Here is a 16,505-nt window from a genome sequence, read left to right as displayed (position 1 = left end):
GGGGTACTTGACAACCGGGCTGGACGTGGCACTCCAGGGTACACTCCTGCTCGGCTCGGTCCTGGTCTGCGGAGGCGGCGACAGGGCTGGGCCGGGCCGGGGGTCTCAGGGCTGGGCCGGGCCGGCTGGTCCTGGGCTGGGTCGGCTCGGTTGGTGTTGGCGGGACATGCGGGACAGGCGGGACATCTGGCTCGGGAGGTCGGTTGGGCCGGGCGGGCGGTTCGGGGTCGGGCGCGGGCCGGGGCACCTAACCGGTGTCGGGGTCGGACGGGTTGGGCCGGGTGGGGTATGACCCATTACCCTTCCCCTGAGTCAACGCTAAAAGGACCCCCGGGAACGGGCCTAGGTCGAGGTCCTCATGGTATGCTATCCGGCGTAAACGCTTAGCTCGCCTCCGTGTTTCGGGAGTACGATTGGGGAAGAAAGTCCGTCTAAACACATCATTGGTGATTGGCAATGGACACCGGTGGTTTCCGAAGGTGGTTTGATACTCGAAAGCGTATTGCCAGCAGTCTTGTCGCGGCCGACAGAGATAACGCCCTCTTCGATGCGGAAATCTTGCTCTGTTGTGCCATGGGTGCAATTGCCGCCATCATGTGGCCCGGGGATCGCATTGATCGTCGTCGGTATGTTGAATTGTTGATAAGGTATGCTCGTGTTATTCCAAAACTCACGATGATTAGTGTTCCGGCCCTTGTGGATCAACTCGATCACGATCCTGGTTATTCTCACATCAGTGCGTCGCTACGGGAAAAGTTTTTCCCGAAGGAGTCATCGCGCATCGTGGACGCGTTTGAAATAGACAAAGAGGAGCCAGAACTCAGAGCCGCGGAGCCAGCGTTGTCGGCGTTTCAGATACGCAAGGCGTCGTATGCCGCGATTGTCTACACGGATTTGCGGAGTGGGTTAGTGCACGAGTTCGCTATCTCTGGATCACTTGCGGACTGGTCGATGCGTTTGCGAGACACGGTACCGCACTATATGAACTGGGTGACACCTCCTCATAAGAGGCTGTTTCTGCCTTATCAGTATGTCTTTGAGATCGCGGAATCGACGGCAAAGACTGTAGGTCGATTCTGGGATACGTGCTCGACATTCGCGCAGCCGCTTCCCGCCAAATGGTGGATTGAAGGATAAGGACCTCTTATGTGGCCAGACTTGATTTCATCGATTGCAGGTCTAGTCGGTACTATCCTCTTGGCTCTTGCTGTAGGACCGCCGCCAAGCGACGCCTCGACGTCATCCTCGTCTGGAAGCTCGACCGGGCCTTCCGATCTGTCGCGCACATGGCCTCGACGGTGGAACAGCTCCGACGCTGGGGCGTGGGGCTTCGGTCCTACTCGGAGCCTTGGCTGGACACGTCCGGCTCTTCGCCGGTGGCGGATCTCATGCTCAACATCCTGGCCAGCTTCGCGCAGTTCGAGAAGGCGCTGATCGCGGAGAGGGTCCGGGCGGGCATGGATCGGGCCAGGAAGCAGGGCAAGCGTCTGGGGCGTCCGCAGATCCTGAATGGCAGTCTCGATGCGCTCATCCCGGCCATCGAGGCAGGTACGCTCTCTCGCCGTCAGGCAGCGAAGCAGCTCGGCGTTCACGTCTCGACGGTCTCTCGCGCGTTGTTGCAAAAAGGGTGTGGAAACGACGGCCCGCAAAGCCTTGCGTAGCACGGAGTTCTTCAGGCGCTAGGGCATCGCGTAAGGAGTTCTTTTTGAGACACTACTGTCCACGCCGCTTCAGGGATTCTTCTTAGCGTCGGGGTTCCCCACGACCCACGCGGCTCTATCTCGACGTATTGCTAGTTGAACTTGACCTCGTATCCGAGCGCCGCCAACCAACGAACCAAGGCGCTCTGTCTTTTTGAAGCTGCCTGCAGGGCACCCCGAGCACGGTTACGAAACGCGGGAGCAGGCTGGCGGAGGAGGGGGTCGATGAGATTCCACGGCTACAGCCCGCGCAGAGTGCCCGACGCACGTTGGGAGCTATGGTTCCTCGGCGCCGGAGGCATCGCTCTTTTCAGCGCATACCTTAGCATCGCCTCGCAGCTTGAACTTCTCCCCGCGTGGCGAGCAAATCTCGCGTGGTGGCTCAGTCTGTTTGGCGGGGTGACGTTTTGTGCCGTTGCATATCGCATGGGCTACCGCGACGGCTACCGCCATGGTACGCGGCGCGCAGAGCATATCTCCAGTCTTAAGAATCGCGGGATGTGTCAGGTCGATATCGACGAACTGCTACGACGGCGATTGGCAGGCGATCAGGATTGGGAAATGGATGCTGACGGTAACTACTGGATGTACCCTGAAGAGAAAGAAGGGCCGCAATGAGTCGCTGGGTTTCGGCAGTAGGATTGTCCCTCACTCTCATAGGCGCGCTCATTCAGTTCAACCTGACTCCAACGAAGGCGCAGACAACAGTGGCCCTCCGTCTCTGGAACGAGCGCGTCGGGAAGATCGTAAACAAGGTCGTGCAGCGCCAACGCTTGCAGGCGGGTGGCGGGTTTGCACTTATCGCCGTGGGTTCAGCGTTGCAGATTGTCGCCTTGTGGCTACCACCATGAGTGAGAGGGTTGATAGGCTGACAGAAACACCGAGGACAAAACCCCAGAGCCACTCCTAGGAGGAAGCAACCAGTGGCAACGCCATCTCACAGTCAGTGTATGTTCTACCCAAAGGATATTACCGGCATGGGACTGCCCTCGGAGGTCGCCCAGTGGTTCACGGAGAGCGCGCCGCCTCCTCATGGGCGGATAAAGACGCCAACATGTAGCGGGGCAGTATACCATCTGCAAACGTTGATGGACGAACGCGCCAGGCACCCAGAGTGGCCAGGCGAGATCCACGGCTGGCTGCAAAGCAGAGGCGGTGTGTCAGAATCTCTCGTAGTTGTGTGGGAGGCGAGGGCTGGCTCAAAAGACGGGTGAGCGTTGTGGCATCGCCTGCGAAACGGTTTCGCCGGTGCAATTTCTCTGTTCGTTCGGCAGGAGCCCAACACCGAACACCGGGTAGCAAGAAGTATGTGCCCCTACTGCAACCAGCCCGACTGCGCGCACGTCGTCCTGCGCTACCGAGGCCAGGACGCGATTGCCCGGCTCTACATGTGGAGCGAGCTGGGCGTGAACACCACGCACGCGAGCCCTGGTCTCACACTGGCGACGGAGATTCTGAACGCCCTGAAGACCTATTGCTCGGTTCAGCGAGGCGTAGTCTATGGGTACGGAATGGGGACGAGAACACGCGCGACGCGAGGTGACGCATCTTTTGCGTGAGCGTGGCCTGGAGATTGACTCGGGAGAGTCCTAAAAAGGTGGGTATCATGGCCCAACAGGAGCGAGCGCCCTGCGCGACCTGGCCGCGAAGGGATACTTTGAGGAGCTAATGGGCACCGAGACGTGTCCATTCATGCCAGGAGCCCTTCCCGTCTCATGCTTTTTCGGAGACTTTCGTGCACCTGATGAAGAAGCCAAGAGTTGGCGACGTCAACGATCTCGTCCGCGACATGGTACACGTCCTTGGTGAACTTCGTCGTTTCCGGGCGCTCCGGTGCCCAGACGCCTGGGTGCACGTAGTTTCGAAATTGCCGAAGTTCATGTACAAAGCCCGCTAGTGTAGCCCTCATCCCCCAAGTAATCAGTTTCGGCGGGAACCACGCCAACTCGTCGGCGATATTGATTAATTCGTAGAGGGTGAAGTCTAGGGACTTGTGGCGCTTCCTTCGAAACTTCTTTCTCTGATAGATGGCTGTCTTTCTAACTTGGTCCGGGTACAGAAAACACATTGCGTGCAATAGAGCCTCCAACATCGACGCCTGCATGATGCACGCAGCAAGGTACGCTCGTTCCTTCGCGCACTTTCTCGCTTCGCGGCGGTAGAATAACGCCAGCAGAGTGAGGCGGTCTGAAATATTCACAGGGCTCAAGCCCTCCTGTCGGCGGTGCTTAGTGGCGCACGAACCTGGCGGGGCTCCTTGTCCGGTCGTAGAGTTTTGAGCGCTGAGTGACGGAGGCCGTCCGCCAGGCGTTCCCGGTACTCCACCTCAACCACCACCTTCGGCTTCACCCAGTGCGGTGGCAGATCCGTTCGCAGCTCTCCCCAGTGGTCTCCGAGTGTGGGAACGGGCGTGAATGGACAAGCCGCGGTCTCGGTCGCCTTCAGCTCTTCAAGGATGACCCTTGCGAGTATCTAGCGGGAGGCCGCTTCCGGCCAGACCCGAGTAGACGAGTGTGCCTTTGCGGTCGTACTGGCCGAGGATCAGCGTACTCAGGCGATTAGGCGCCGAAGAGAGGTAGCCGCCCACGACGAACTCCTCTCGTTTCCGAAATGGGATCTTGCGCCACTCCTTTGACCGCTTGCCGTGCACCGCCGTTGGTCATGCTAGTTCGCCGGTTCGAGCCGAAGGATCATCTGTGGAACTTGGCTGTTGGTCGTATTCATCACGGCGCAAGCGTCTGCGGCATTGCTGGTTGAAAATGCGAATTGAATGGTATGGGGGGCTCCGTCCCCCACCACGACACTTTGCATCGCGGACGGCAATGGATCGGAGGCCGCGGACGGGTTGTCATTGGTCTGGTACGCCAGGACTGATGGAGTATCCCACAGTTGGTACGCGCATGCCGCCGGTGCTGTGAGTTGTTCCCAGTTGAAGGCAATCGACACGGTGAGTTTCGCCCCGAGCGGCACGGTGATGGTTTGAGACATGGTGCCGACTTCGGTCCCGAACACATTGGCGGTGGAATAGGTTCCCGCCCCGGTCCCTTTCCCGAGCACAATCTGTGGGAGCGTGAGCGAGAGCGAGAGCGTAGACGGGCCGACCCCTGAAGGGTTTGTGATACTCGGTTGCGCGCCCGCGCTCGTCGTAGTCACGTTCACTTGCGAGACGAGATTGCCGGCAAGCTGGCTGTTGGGCAAACCCCCGTTGATGGTGAGCGAGCTCCCCGTCACGGTCGTGGTGCCGGCCAGGTTCGTGGTGCCGTTGAATGTATTGGTGCCAGTAAAGGTGTTGTTTCCGGCAAGGGTGATTGGCGCATTGGCGCCCGACCACGTGCCGTTCATAATCACCTGCGAGCCCGTGACGAAGTTGTGCGTAATCGCGTTCCCGCGCGGGTCCACATTCGAGAAGATGGTCGAGTACATGAACTGGTAGCCGTTGCTCGTTTGGACCCACGGGGGGGGATATACCTGGGCCAACGCCTGCGGGACGAGCGACGACACGAACCACGTGCCGACGAACGCGACCAGCGCGACGAGCCCGACGAACCGTCCGCGGAGTTTCATCTTCATTCCTCCCTATGCGGCCGTGGCGTGAGGGAGTGAGACCCCGCCACCCTTGTGCGCGCCGCCGTGCTTCTTCGCGTAGTTGTACCAAATGATCCCGGCGATAATAGCCGCTGCGATGAGCGCAAGAATCAAGTAAGGCCGGGTCGTCGTCACGTTTCCCAGGGCCCCGCCAGTTCCAGGGGCGCCGCCACCGCCGGCGCCGGCACTTGCGGGGGTTGGAATCGCCGCGGGGGCCGTGAGAGGTGTAAACGCGAATGGGTTCGACGTGCCAAGGTTGAACGGCAAAGTTTGATCGCTCGCCGGTGCGCCGCCGCCACCACTGCCGAATAGTAACCGCTCGGCGGTGAGGAGGAACCCCCCACCTCCACCTTCGCCCTGGGCGCCGGTCCCGTATCCCGTCGTGCCATACCCTCCTGAAACGCTGAGGTCGGGGCTGAGGCCGTAGGCTTGATTGGAATTGGCTGCGGCCGCGCGAACGCCGTAGCCGAATACCTGGCCGAACCCGGGGATCAGGCCGCCGAGGATGCTGCTTACGACATCGTAGACTCCGCGGGCTGCGCCGGCGAAGAATTGCCCGACCGCGCTGTTTGCCGCGAACGTTGTTCCCTGGATCGTCCCGCTTGCGCCGATTCCGGGGTTCCCGAGTCCGACACCGGCAACGTTGGAGCCGGTCGGGCCTGGGCCGATATTCGCAGAGGCCGGTGGGCCAGCCGCGACGAGATCAGGGCTCCCGAATGCCGGCTCGTTACTGCCGTTCGAACCGTTGCCGGCCTGAGAGGCTTCGAGGCTCCCCGTGCCACCTGAAAACTCGACATTTCCCCCAGGGCCCGTCTGTTGTTCCCGAGACGCACTTCCGCCAATTTCTCCGAACGCACCGTTGCCGCTATTCTCGGCACCCGCTCCGCTACTACCCCCGCCCCCGCCACCGGGTTGTTCGCCGCCACCGCTTGAGCCGGTGTCCGCGAAGAACACCCAGGGTTGCCAGGACGGGCCAAGGTCATTCCCGTTGAACAGTCGTTCTGCGTTCGTGGGTCGTCGCATGGGTCGCTCCTCAGTCTGGAGTGAACGGCTCCCGAGCTCGCATGGTGAGCCGGCGCCGATATCGCATCGCGTCTTTGACGAACTGCACGAGCGCCCGCATTTCGAACGCCTCTTGGGCCGGGGTCTGGATCAGGAAGGCGAGCATATCCCCAGCGAGGCGTAGGGACGCACACAGCACGATCAAGCAGGCTTTATGTGTCGAGACATTACGGAGCCGGGCGCGCGTGACGGCCACCATGAGTGCATAGGTCGTAGTGGCCTCGGCTTGGTCTTCTGCGAGCGTCCGCGGGGTCGTGGCCGGGATGATCGCGGTGAATGGGTCGAGTGAGGCCGGTCCGTGTGGCGTGGCGGCCGGAAGTCTCACCGGAGTGCCCCCGCCGCGTCAATCACACACTGCGCCATCGCGCGGAAATCCTCGTGCGCCTCGGGCTCCTCCGGGTAGGGGTGTGCGGCCGTCCACGCGAGGAAGTCGTGCATGGCATCTACCACGTCCTCGACAAACGCCCGGGTCGGGCGGGTCCGGCCTGAGAGCACGTTCTTGAGCCGCGAGACCGAGAGAACGTAGTCGTCCCCGAACTCCTCGATGCTGTAGCCGAGGCGCTGCCGGAACTCGTTGAGCGCGGCCACGAACGCCTGCTCCAATCCCGTGCGCGCGTTCATCGTTGCGACGGCCATCGTCCGGATCACCTCGCACGAATCGTTGTTCTTGGCGCGGAACCTATCACGGTTCAGCCGGTTTGTCTACGGCGCCGCTGCTCTACCATCGCGTACCGCTGTTGCCGCCACGCGAGCTGCCAGGCTCGTTGCCGTGGTGTGCGGGGCACCAACTGAAACGACGTCAACGGGTCTCGAACGTCATGGGCCGCTTTGGCGCACCGGACGCTACAGTACGGGTCCGCGTCCTGAACGGCGAGCAGCCGGCGCGGGCCCCCACACTGAACACAGGGAGTCTCAGTCATTACCGGCCTCCCGGACAACCGACACGGCGTGCTTCATCACCAGCACCTCGCGCGGCCGGTCGAGGCTATCGCGAAGGACTAGCTCGTACCGCGAGACTTTGGCGAGAAGCCCCCGCATGGTTGAGCCGTTCGTGAGCGTAACGTCGAGCCGCCGGCCGATCCTAGTTCGGAGCCACCCGAGATCGTCCTCGGGACGTTGGGGCCGGGCCGGAAGGTGCGGTCGAGTTGGAGCCGACGCAGTCGGAGCGGGACCCGCAGTTGCCGGCTTTGCGGGCGGCTTCGGCGCGGTCGAGGTCCCGGACTGACCGAACACCGCACGCTCGGCCTCCTTCGTGCTGTCTGGCGCGTGCCAGGTCCGAATATCTCCCATGTATCCTCACCGTCCCCTGTTCGTCTCTGTGATCGGTGCGTTTCGTCGAGAATCCGGGTGTCGTCGAAGCGCCCGGCGTGCCGCTTCGTGCGTGATCGCTTGCGCCGCTTGTCCTGGGTCATGTCGTTCTGAGCGATCCTCAACCGTTCGAGGACTGTCGTATATTGCTTGTATTCATCCGCCCGCCTCACCGTGTAGCCCAACGGCCTTGGCGTCCCGCATCGCGACCCACGCGACGTACGCCTGCCAGAGACGCTGCCGGGTCTCCGGGAACACCCGCTGCGTTTGCCCATTGATGATCTTGTAGACGCAATTCCGGCTGAACTTGGTGTGTGCGCAAAGGAACGACACCGAAACGGTTTGGAGGCTCGCACGGAGAAGCGCCAGGTTCTCGTTCGTGCGGGTCGCGGCCGCGTCCAGGTGTAGAAGTGTACGGAAGAGGCGCTGCCGTGTAGCCGGGTCGAGTGTGGCGAAGGTCCCATCGCGGAACCGCTCGATAGTGAACCGCGCCACCTGCGCCCCGTGTGCAATCGCGGTCACAGGATGCCGTTGGCACCACGCCCGCAGGACGTCCACCTCGGGCACGTCGGGTTCGTAGACCGTACGCGTCCGATCCGCAAACCCGCTCCGAGCGTCCTCGATCCGGCGGTTCTGTTTGCCGAGTGGGATGGTCACCCCGTACACCGGGTGGGGCACGAGCCGAACGTCTTGCCGGCACACCTCGCCCCGCGTGTGCATATGCCCGGGCTGGCCGTCGGGACCGAGATAGCGCGGGTCACCGAGCGCAAAGTGCGCCCGCGCGATGTCGAGATACGTCCGCGGCTGCGGCCGACCGTCCGGGAACTCTGGATCATCCCACGCGAGGTCCTGGCGTTTCCAGGTTCGGAGGTTGCGCCAAGGGAGCCGCGTCCACCGAGTGGGTTGCGGGTCGAACGGCGCCAACACGCGGATGGGGTGCGCGAGTGGGCATTGCGCGCGGAACCGGCAGACCGCGTCCAGATCCGGGCACCCGCGCCGCTCGGCCTTGTCCCGCCGGCACCATCCGTCCGGGTAGGCATCACCACCGGTCAGAGGGTCCTCGACCGGGACGGCGAGCCCGAACCCGAACGGTCTCGGCAGGCCACGCCCGGGACGGGTCCCGGTCGCGCCCACGGTCAGCAGCATCGTCGGGCGCGTGAAGGATACTCGGGCGACGGCCGGGACGTCGGCGTTCGGCATCCGCTGCAACGCCTTCCGGTCGCCTCGCGCCTGGCGGAACGCCGCTTCCCACACAGCGGCAATCTGCGAGTCGTTCCCGTGCCCGGTCGGGGGCACGAGGTGCCCGAGTGAATGGGCACTGGCCCGCCGAATCAGCACGCGGCCATCGTCCGCGAGATTGGCGAACACGAACCGTTTCGGACCGGGCACGAGCGCGTAGAGCGCCCGGTCCCGTGTCGCCTCCGGGTGCGGGACGTTCTCCGGCTCGACCTTCCAGAAGGGTCCCCCGCAGGGTGCAAGCGTGTCGAACCGGGCGCGGAGGGCATCCACGTCCGCATAGGACAGCGCCCGCACCGCGGCGGCGCCATCGGGAAGCTGGTGCGCGCCACCCGGGCAGGGAATGAGCCCACCGGTCTCGGTCGCGACGACAGCGAACGAGTCCGTGTCGGACGTTGCCCACGTCCCGCCCAACGCGCGGATCGCGGCCTCCATCAGCGCCATGACGAGACGGCACGCTGCCGGCGGGAATGGGGCCACGAACGGGTTCAGATACGGCCCGGGGCGCTCGCCGTGCAGGGATCTGGCGCGCATCGGCAACCCCCCACTCCACACTTGGACGGGCTCGCCAGTGGTGCCGTAGTCGCCGACTTCAGCATAGACCCCGTACCCGAGTGGTTCGGCCGTTGCCTTGAGAGCGCGATACAGCACGGTGAGCCGGCTCGCCCCGGCCACGTCCCCGGCATTCCGCGCGGCGGCCAATCGTTCTCCAATGACGCGTCGGACGTCCAGCAGCATCCGGAGCGGGTCGGCCATCGGGTCGAAGGTGAACCCCCACGCCGAGAGCGAACGGAGCCCGGCCTGCCGACCGCGGGGCACGACCCGCCACGCACGACGAATCCGGGGCACCCGTCCCGTCCGCACCCAGCTCGCGAGCACGTCGGGAAGCGCCCACCAGAGTGCCGTACCCGGGGCCGCGTGCACCCGGTTCATCTCCAGCACCCATGCCGATGACCGAGAGGGGCGCGTCTGGATAGGGAGCACGTCATCAGCCGGCTCGACTTCGCACACAACGAGCAACCGTGCCCACGTTTCGGGGCGCAAGAGATCCTCCGCGTGCAGGGAACCGAGCCACGCCTGTATGGCCGGGGTGTCGTCCACCACGTCGAGGCGGTCGGCCGCGATCACGTCCCACAGGTGGAGCAACACCGCCATCGTCAGGTACGTTGAACTAATGTCGAGGAGCCGCACCGGCACAATGGTGCGTTGAATATGCGCCTCGGTCCATCCGCCGTGGAGCGTGCTCATAAAGAGGCCGAGCAGGTCGCGCGGAACATCGGGCTGATGCTGAAGCAGCACCCGTACGTTCCACCTTTTCAGGAGGCCTTTCGCGGTCCCGGCCGCGGACTGCATCCGGTGCGCGAGGATCGCATCCGGCGACAGGTCGGGCGTATCGATAGCGCCTGCCCGCGGGGGCAACGCCGGAGACGGAATCGGCGTGAATGGAAGCCGGTTCCATTCCTCGCGGAGCGCGAGAAAGAGCCGCCACGTCGCGTCCACGTCCTCGCGCAGATAGTCGAGGAGATTCTCGGAGATGCGTCCATACCGGACCTCACGCTTCTGGTATGGCGTCCCAGCCCACTCGCAGGCGTGTTCGAGGCTGAGTTTCTTCCCCCACAACATGTACGCCCAGCGCCGGAGGTCGAGGAAGCGGCCGGCAAACGCGCGCCGCCCCTTGCCCTCGTACCGAGCGACTCCACGGAAACTGCTCCACTGAATGAACTGCTTGGGGTCATCGCCGGCGAGGACATGGATACCCGGCCGCCAGGGGTCCTTCGTCAACCGGAGGAGGAACCCGTGCCGGTACCGCTTGCGCCCGCGCGCCCACCCCTTCGGCCCGGGCACGATCAAGGCGCCGAGATCGAACCCGAGGTTGAACCCGACGATCAGGCTCCCGAGACCGTAGCCTTCCTGGATCAGCAGGTGCGCGAACTCCGTGCGGGTGAGGGCGTGAATGCGGTGGCCTTTCGCGTATGAGCGAACGAGGCGGGCCACATCCTTCCGAAGTCCATCCCCGAGCACGATCCCCTCCTGGCCCCGCTCATAGGCCGTCCCGGTCCACTTCGCGACCACGTAGCCGCCGACGAGCAGCGCCTGCCCAACCCCGTGCGTTTCCGTGTCCACGATGACGACACGCTCGCCGTAGCGCAGCGACCGCCACCCGGTACGCGGCCGCCAGTCCTGGGCTGCCCCCTTCGGGTCGGTGGGCTCCACGAACGCGCGCACGCCGGGCGTCGCGTCTCTCATCGGGTCCCCTCCTCGTCGTCCACCGCGAGCAACAGGGTAGCGACCTCCTCGACACGCACCAGTGCCATCCCGGCCCCCTCGGTAACCGTGCGGAGCCAGTCCGCGACGCCCAAGAGCACCGCCACCGCACGTTCGCGGTCTGTCGTAGGCGCGCGAACTTCAGCCGGTAGGTCGTACCAACGGTCACTCGCCACAGCATGACAGGACCGGCAGAGGGGAACGACCCACTCCGGATCGACCACACGGCCGCGTGGATGATGGCGTTCGATAATCCGGCGTTGGACCCACACCGGCAGGCTCCGAAATGGGACGCCGGTGAGCGCCTCGACCGACGCGCAGCCGCAGCCGAGACAGACTGGGACCGGCTCGTCCAGGCGTTGCGCCTTACGGCCGTGGCGAAGCAGGCGATCGCGCTCGACGTCACGCATAGAAGTCATCGAACCCGAGACGTCCTCGGCCGCCACGCTGCCGGAGCATATCGACATCCCTGTTAAATTTACGGCGAACGCCCTTGGCGTCCACGAACGTCTTATACTTGAGATCCCGAAGGGGACGTGCATTCCCCTCGTCGCGAAACGCCTTGACCGCGTTCCAGTACCGGCCGACCTTCGACTTCTCAGGGCCGCGTACAGGCACGCGCTCAATCATGCCGCGTTCGTTCAACCAGGGAAGCTCACGAACGAGCGTATCGACCTTGCGGACTCGAACCCTACCGCCCGTTGTCTTATAAACGGTCGCGCCGGCGTACTTCCGAAACGATGTACTCGACGTATGCTCCGCACGAATCGCCGAGGTGGATGACTCGCCGTGGCGAACGCGGCTGACCGCGCGCGCTACCCGCTGGGATGTTTCTTGCTGGCGTGGAGTCAGAGCGCCGTAGCGCCGTCGCCGGGCCATTACCGCGCCTCCTCGGCGAGTGCCTGGAGCGCGGCCACCGCGGACGTGACGTCTTCAGTGGACGCTCGGGTTGCGAACGTCGTCCAAGCGGGTTGACCGGCAGGCACGGTCCGACCGGCCGCAAACGGTAGCTGCGGGAACTGAAGCTCGCGGGCCAGGTCGAGCAGGTACGTACGGCGGCCGTCTCCATCACCGGCGAGGCGATCTATCGCAAAGGGCAACAGGCCGTGATCGGTGGGTGTAGCGCCCGAGGCCGCTCCTGATTCAGGCGAGGTAACCACCTGCGGTTCCGCAGCATCGTCGGAAACCTGTTGGGCTTCATCGAGCACGACGCGCCACGTCCCTGCATTCGCATGGCCGTCAAACCCGCCGCGCTCCACACGAATGCAATCCACACCATGCCGGACATCGACTTTCCATCGGAGGAGATTGCCGAGACGATGGGAGAGCTTGCCCTTGTGGTCGAGGAACTCGGCGAGCCGGCTGGGGACAGCCTCGCGGAGCACCCCTCCACCGGCAATTTCCTGTGCGACGTCGGCGATTCGGACAGGACGATCCTTGAACACACCCTCCCACGCGCGAAGGAACTGCTCGAACTCCACGGTCCCTTCATCCAACGTCGCGCGCATGGTGGCAAGATTGCCGAGCAGGCCGTGAATGCCGGCGTGCTCCAGGATGCCACCCACGATCCGGCGCCACTCGCGGAACCCGGCGAGCGCGGGAATCTGCGGGTCGGGGCACCCGGCCGCCCACCACGCCCTCGCCGACACTAGCACCGCCCACAAAAGATCGCCGCGGTGTTCCCGTGCCCAGGCGTCGAAGTCCGGGTGCCGGAACGTGTCCCGGAGATAGGGCTGCGCGAGCCGGGTATCGAGCCGGCACCAGACTGCGCGCCTGCCAAGATCACCGCCAAGCGCTAGGTTATTCCCGCACACATTGATTGTCGTCCGGTTCAGAAAGAAGCCCGTTGTGTTGGTCCCGAGCAGCCGGTCGCGCCACCGCTCGACGGTAACGGCCATCGCCAACACCGGCGATTCCAGCCGGCGCCGTACGTCATCGAGCACGATCAACGCGTGCCCCTCGCGAAGCAGGGCCGTGTACGCCTTGCGCCACTCTGCATCGTCCTCGGGCTCGGGCATCGTCCCGGCATACCCGCCGGTCGCGACGGTGGAAATGAGACCAGCGAGCGCGGACTTGCCGGTTCCCATCACGGGGGCATCGAACGCGAACAGCGGGGTCCGCCCCGGAATCGACGGGCGCAAAACGGCCGTCACGAGACCCGCTATTGCGGTCGCACGGGACGCCTCGTCGGCGAAGCAGAAATCGGCGTACGCGTCGTCGAGGATCGCTACGCCTCGGGCTATGTCGTCCGCAGTCGGGTGCTCAGGTACGGCCGGGACGGACAACCCGTCAGGGGGCGCGTAGAAGAATCCGGTCGCCTCGTCGTACCCGGGTTCGGTGAGGATGGAGCCGTCCGGCCGAATGATCGGTGTCTCGATCACGCCGGCAAGCTCGGGGAATGGCCAGTCACCGACGACGAGCACCGAATGTGCGATCACGAGCGGAGGCGGTCCCTGCCGAATCTGACCGTTCGGCTGCGGGAACGTCCAGGGCGCGGCCTGCGCGAGCAGCCAGACCATTAAGGATGGCGTGACGAGCTCCGTGATCGCGCGGCCGGTCCGATCATGCCGGAGCCGTACTACCGCCCCACTCTGGACGTACAGCCCGAGTCGCTCCTGCGCGTCGTCGAGTGCCGCCAGCGCCTCCGCGACAATGGGCGGAATCTGGCGGTTCGCGGCGACGATGCCGGGCCGCTTCGAGGGCACGCGACCGGGCCGCTTTGAGGACACGTTCGGCTCCGGCGATGAGCCGTTCAGAAAAAGCACCTGAGAGGGAGAGACAGGGACGTCCCGGGCCGCAGTCATAATCCGGCTTTCCGTCGCGCCCGCGATGTCATCCGGCGCCGCAGCATGGCAAGAAAGTAGATTCGCACGGGAGACGCGCCAAAGAGAGGGCCACGCCGGGAGAACCTAAGAACGTCAGCAATCGGAAGAACGGGGCGGAACCGACGAGCGGAAGTCTGAGGTGGTAGAGGATTTAGGGTGTCATCGTCAAGAGGGGGTGGCGCCACGCCGGCGTGGAAGCCCGACATCCTGGACCGAACACGAATCGGCGAGCACTCACGCGCGAGCCTGATGACAAGCCGTGCGACACCTGGTTGGGGAATCCAAAGCTCCCATTCCTCAACATGTCGCGGGGCCGCAAACGGAATCGGTTCACCGGTTTCGGGGTCACGTCGCACAAAGCACCCGTAATCATTAAGGCTCCAGCCATCGGGTACACCCGGAGGCACGTCAACCCAGGTGCCATCCTCCGAGAGGACCTGGACGATGCAACCGCCTTCAGGGGACCCCGGATCTGGTTCCGGGAGGGCTTGACCACCAAATGCACCGATACTAGTATGAATAGTGAGCACGTCGCGTTCCTCTCGTCCTGGGGTGCGGGCAACACCCCGGTAGATGTTAGAACCAGGGACAGATCGTTTCGACCGGGCGTCTCTAGCGCCCGGTCTTGCGCTTCCTACCGACCTTTCGTTATCTTTGTATGTCTTTCTGATAGCGGCTTACGTGTTCGCGCTGCCGTCGAGACCACCGGTGCCCCTGTGTCTGTGTCACGCATATCCTTGACCTGCCTCTGGATTTTACGGAGAGTCTCTTCAATGTTCGCCTGAACCTGAGCGCACACTTCCGGATCTGAGAGCCACGCAGTATTGAACTTAACTCGGGTCGCTGCCGGTAAGAAAGCCTGAAGAATACGCGCAACCGTTCGGGACCGAGGCTGCTTGTCGTCTACCGACTTCTCGCGGACGGCTAAGCCGACTTCATATGGTAGCCCGTAAGCCTCAACATAAATCCGCGACGCCATCTCCTCGCCACCCCTTGGTAATGCTCCATCTGCAATTATAAAGACGCGAATACGACAAGTCAAGGCCTGCGCCTTAGAAATCTAGACCCATTGAAACGAGGGGGCGCCCACGGCCACCATGTCGAAATATCCAACCAAAGAGAAAGTGCCCCGGCGGCGCTTGCGGCACCCCGGGGCGTGACACCGAGCCATCACCACCTTTGGAGGGGAGCGACCGCTCGATGCGGGACCACTCTAGCATAGTTCCACCTGCCCGAGCAATTCGGAATGGCGTGCTCGTCCTCTCCGGATACGGTCTCAAGTGCTTTGTCGAACACGGCCACCTCATCTGTTCGGACGGATACTGCGACGTGCGCCGCCGCGTGCGGCTGCACAAAGCCACAAGCAAGCTTCGCCGGCTAATCATCCTGGGACACTCCGGTTTCATCAGCCTTGAAAGTGTCCTCTGGCTGCACGACGCCGGCGTCTCCATCGTCCAGATTGGCGACCACGGCGAGGTACTGCTAGCCACAGGACCACGCGGGGCCGATGATGCCCGGCTCCGTCGCGAGCAGGCACGAGCCTCGACAGCCGAGGTCGGAATCCGCATCACACGGGAAATCCTTAAGGCAAAGCTGCTCGGGCAAGCCATCGTGCTCGATACGATGGAACGGGCATCGGCCGCTCGGGCGATTCGGAGTGCAGCTACGTCGTTGGACCGAGCCGGCACACTCAACCGTTTACGCGTGATCGAAGCGGAAGCCGCCGCGGTGTACTTCGATCAGTTTGTAGACATGCCCGTCTCGTTCGCCCGCCGGGACGAACGCCTCGTACCTGAGCATTGGAAGACAGCAGGACCCCGTACGTCGCCGCTCACCGGATCACCCCGCCTCGCCGCAACACCAGCCCAGGCGCTCGCCAATTATCTCTATGCGGTGGGGGAGAGTGAGGCTCGAATCGCATGCGAAGGCGTCGGGTGTGATGTCGGCATTGGCATTCTTCACGTCGATCAGCCGGCAAGGGACTCGATGGCGCTCGACCTACTTGAGGTATGCCGCCCAAAGATAGACGCCTTTGCCCTCTCGTTGCTCCGCGAGCGCGTGTTCAGCCGCGACGACTTCGAGGAGACCCGCCGCGGCGTATGCCGGGTCTGCCCACCACTCACCCGGTACCTCGCCGAGACCGGCCCGCTGTGGGCGCGCGAGCTCGGACTCTGGGCCGAACGGGTCGCGCGGCTCCTTATGGAACATACTGGGCCCCGCGAGCGATCACGACGGCTACCAACACCGTTGACCCAGGCGAACCGCAGCGCCGGGCGGGCCGCCGTACGTCGTCAGCTTCCCCGGTCGGTTCCACCCGCAACCGCACCCATGCCACACGCGTGCCGTTTGTGCGGCGTCCTTTTGGAAGGGCAGCCGGACCGCCGACTGGAGTTGACCCGGTTTGGTGGACACCCTATCGTTAGGGGGTCAAGACCCCAGAGAGGAGTCCACCGTGGGGAAGACACGCCCACCGTATGCGAAGGAGTTTCGAGCGGAGGCAGTCCGGTTGGTGCGGGAGTCTGGC

At 63.9% G+C, this 16,505-nt stretch carries 13 protein-coding genes; 3 read left to right on the top strand and 10 right to left on the bottom strand.

Features of this window, described 5'->3' with window-relative positions:
• The first annotated feature begins 456 nt into the window (after positions 1-456).
• The 3 genes from VKZ50_01470 (at position 457) to VKZ50_01460 (ending at position 2,318) form a co-directional block, all read left to right on the top strand.
• A complete protein-coding gene (locus tag VKZ50_01470; protein HLJ58381.1) occupies positions 457-1,137 on the top strand; it encodes a hypothetical protein in 681 nt (226 codons plus the stop codon).
• An 11-nt stretch (positions 1,138-1,148) separates the two neighbouring features.
• Entirely contained in the window at positions 1,149-1,661 is a 513-nt protein-coding gene (locus VKZ50_01465) for a recombinase family protein (GenBank protein ID HLJ58380.1), read from the top strand.
• Positions 1,662-1,925: 264 nt separating this feature from the next.
• A complete protein-coding gene (locus VKZ50_01460) occupies positions 1,926-2,318 on the top strand; it encodes a hypothetical protein (GenBank protein ID HLJ58379.1) in 393 nt (130 codons plus the stop codon).
• A 1,072-nt stretch (positions 2,319-3,390) separates the two neighbouring features.
• On the opposite strand, the gene VKZ50_01455 is transcribed toward VKZ50_01460, so the two are convergent.
• The 10 genes from VKZ50_01455 to VKZ50_01410 form a co-directional block, all read right to left on the bottom strand.
• Positions 3,391-3,900 (bottom strand): hypothetical protein, encoded by a 510-nt coding sequence (locus VKZ50_01455; protein ID HLJ58378.1) that lies wholly within the window; start codon positions 3,898-3,900, stop codon positions 3,391-3,393.
• A gap of 464 nt (positions 3,901-4,364) precedes the next feature.
• Positions 4,365-5,264: a hypothetical protein gene (locus VKZ50_01450; protein ID HLJ58377.1), complete on the bottom strand. Its 900-nt coding sequence runs from the start codon at positions 5,262-5,264 to the stop codon at positions 4,365-4,367.
• A gap of 12 nt (positions 5,265-5,276) precedes the next feature.
• A complete protein-coding gene (locus VKZ50_01445) occupies positions 5,277-6,308 on the bottom strand; it encodes a hypothetical protein (GenBank protein ID HLJ58376.1) in 1,032 nt (343 codons plus the stop codon).
• Positions 6,309-6,318: 10 nt separating this feature from the next.
• On the bottom strand, positions 6,319-6,672 hold the full coding sequence (locus VKZ50_01440; GenBank protein ID HLJ58375.1) for a hypothetical protein: 354 nt from the start codon (positions 6,670-6,672) through the stop codon (positions 6,319-6,321).
• Complete coding sequence (locus tag VKZ50_01435; protein ID HLJ58374.1) at positions 6,669-6,983, bottom strand: helix-turn-helix transcriptional regulator; 315 nt, start codon at positions 6,981-6,983, stop codon at positions 6,669-6,671. Before VKZ50_01435 ends, VKZ50_01440 begins: the two co-directional genes overlap by 4 nt.
• An 828-nt stretch (positions 6,984-7,811) precedes the next feature.
• Positions 7,812-11,138 carry a hypothetical protein gene (locus VKZ50_01430; protein ID HLJ58373.1) on the bottom strand — a complete coding sequence of 1,109 codons (3,327 nt, stop codon included), beginning with the start codon at positions 11,136-11,138 and terminating at the stop codon, positions 7,812-7,814.
• On the bottom strand, positions 11,135-11,566 hold the full coding sequence (locus tag VKZ50_01425; GenBank protein ID HLJ58372.1) for a hypothetical protein: 432 nt from the start codon (positions 11,564-11,566) through the stop codon (positions 11,135-11,137). Before VKZ50_01425 ends, VKZ50_01430 begins: the two co-directional genes overlap by 4 nt.
• Positions 11,559-12,035 (bottom strand): hypothetical protein, encoded by a 477-nt coding sequence (locus tag VKZ50_01420; protein ID HLJ58371.1) that lies wholly within the window; start codon positions 12,033-12,035, stop codon positions 11,559-11,561. The genes VKZ50_01425 and VKZ50_01420 overlap by 8 nt, the downstream gene beginning before the upstream one ends.
• Positions 12,035-13,885 (bottom strand): hypothetical protein, encoded by a 1,851-nt coding sequence (locus tag VKZ50_01415; GenBank protein ID HLJ58370.1) that lies wholly within the window; start codon positions 13,883-13,885, stop codon positions 12,035-12,037. Before VKZ50_01415 ends, VKZ50_01420 begins: the two co-directional genes overlap by 1 nt.
• 2,094 nt (positions 13,886-15,979) lie before the next feature.
• On the bottom strand, positions 15,980-16,189 hold the full coding sequence (locus VKZ50_01410; protein ID HLJ58369.1) for a hypothetical protein: 210 nt from the start codon (positions 16,187-16,189) through the stop codon (positions 15,980-15,982).
• Between the last annotated feature and the right edge of the window lie 316 nt (positions 16,190-16,505).

It is taken from the genome of bacterium (assembly GCA_035295165.1).
Taxonomy (GTDB): domain Bacteria; phylum Sysuimicrobiota; class Sysuimicrobiia; order Sysuimicrobiales; family Segetimicrobiaceae; genus JAJPIA01.
This window is presented reverse-complemented; position numbering and strand designations above follow the sequence as displayed.

Coding starts and splice junctions, on each gene's coding strand:
- VKZ50_01435 (HLJ58374.1), bottom strand. CDS start 6,983: ATGGCCGTCGCAACGATGAACGCGCGCACGGGATTGGAGCAGGCGTTC.
- VKZ50_01470 (HLJ58381.1), top strand. CDS start 457: ATGGACACCGGTGGTTTCCGAAGGTGGTTTGATACTCGAAAGCGTATT.
- VKZ50_01420 (HLJ58371.1), bottom strand. CDS start 12,035: ATGGCCCGGCGACGGCGCTACGGCGCTCTGACTCCACGCCAGCAAGAA.
- VKZ50_01410 (HLJ58369.1), bottom strand. CDS start 16,189: ATGTTCCATAAGGAGCCGCGCGACCCGTTCGGCCCAGAGTCCGAGCTC.
- VKZ50_01445 (HLJ58376.1), bottom strand. CDS start 6,308: ATGCGACGACCCACGAACGCAGAACGACTGTTCAACGGGAATGACCTT.
- VKZ50_01460 (HLJ58379.1), top strand. CDS start 1,926: ATGAGATTCCACGGCTACAGCCCGCGCAGAGTGCCCGACGCACGTTGG.
- VKZ50_01430 (HLJ58373.1), bottom strand. CDS start 11,138: ATGAGAGACGCGACGCCCGGCGTGCGCGCGTTCGTGGAGCCCACCGAC.
- VKZ50_01425 (HLJ58372.1), bottom strand. CDS start 11,566: ATGCGTGACGTCGAGCGCGATCGCCTGCTTCGCCACGGCCGTAAGGCG.
- VKZ50_01450 (HLJ58377.1), bottom strand. CDS start 5,264: ATGAAACTCCGCGGACGGTTCGTCGGGCTCGTCGCGCTGGTCGCGTTC.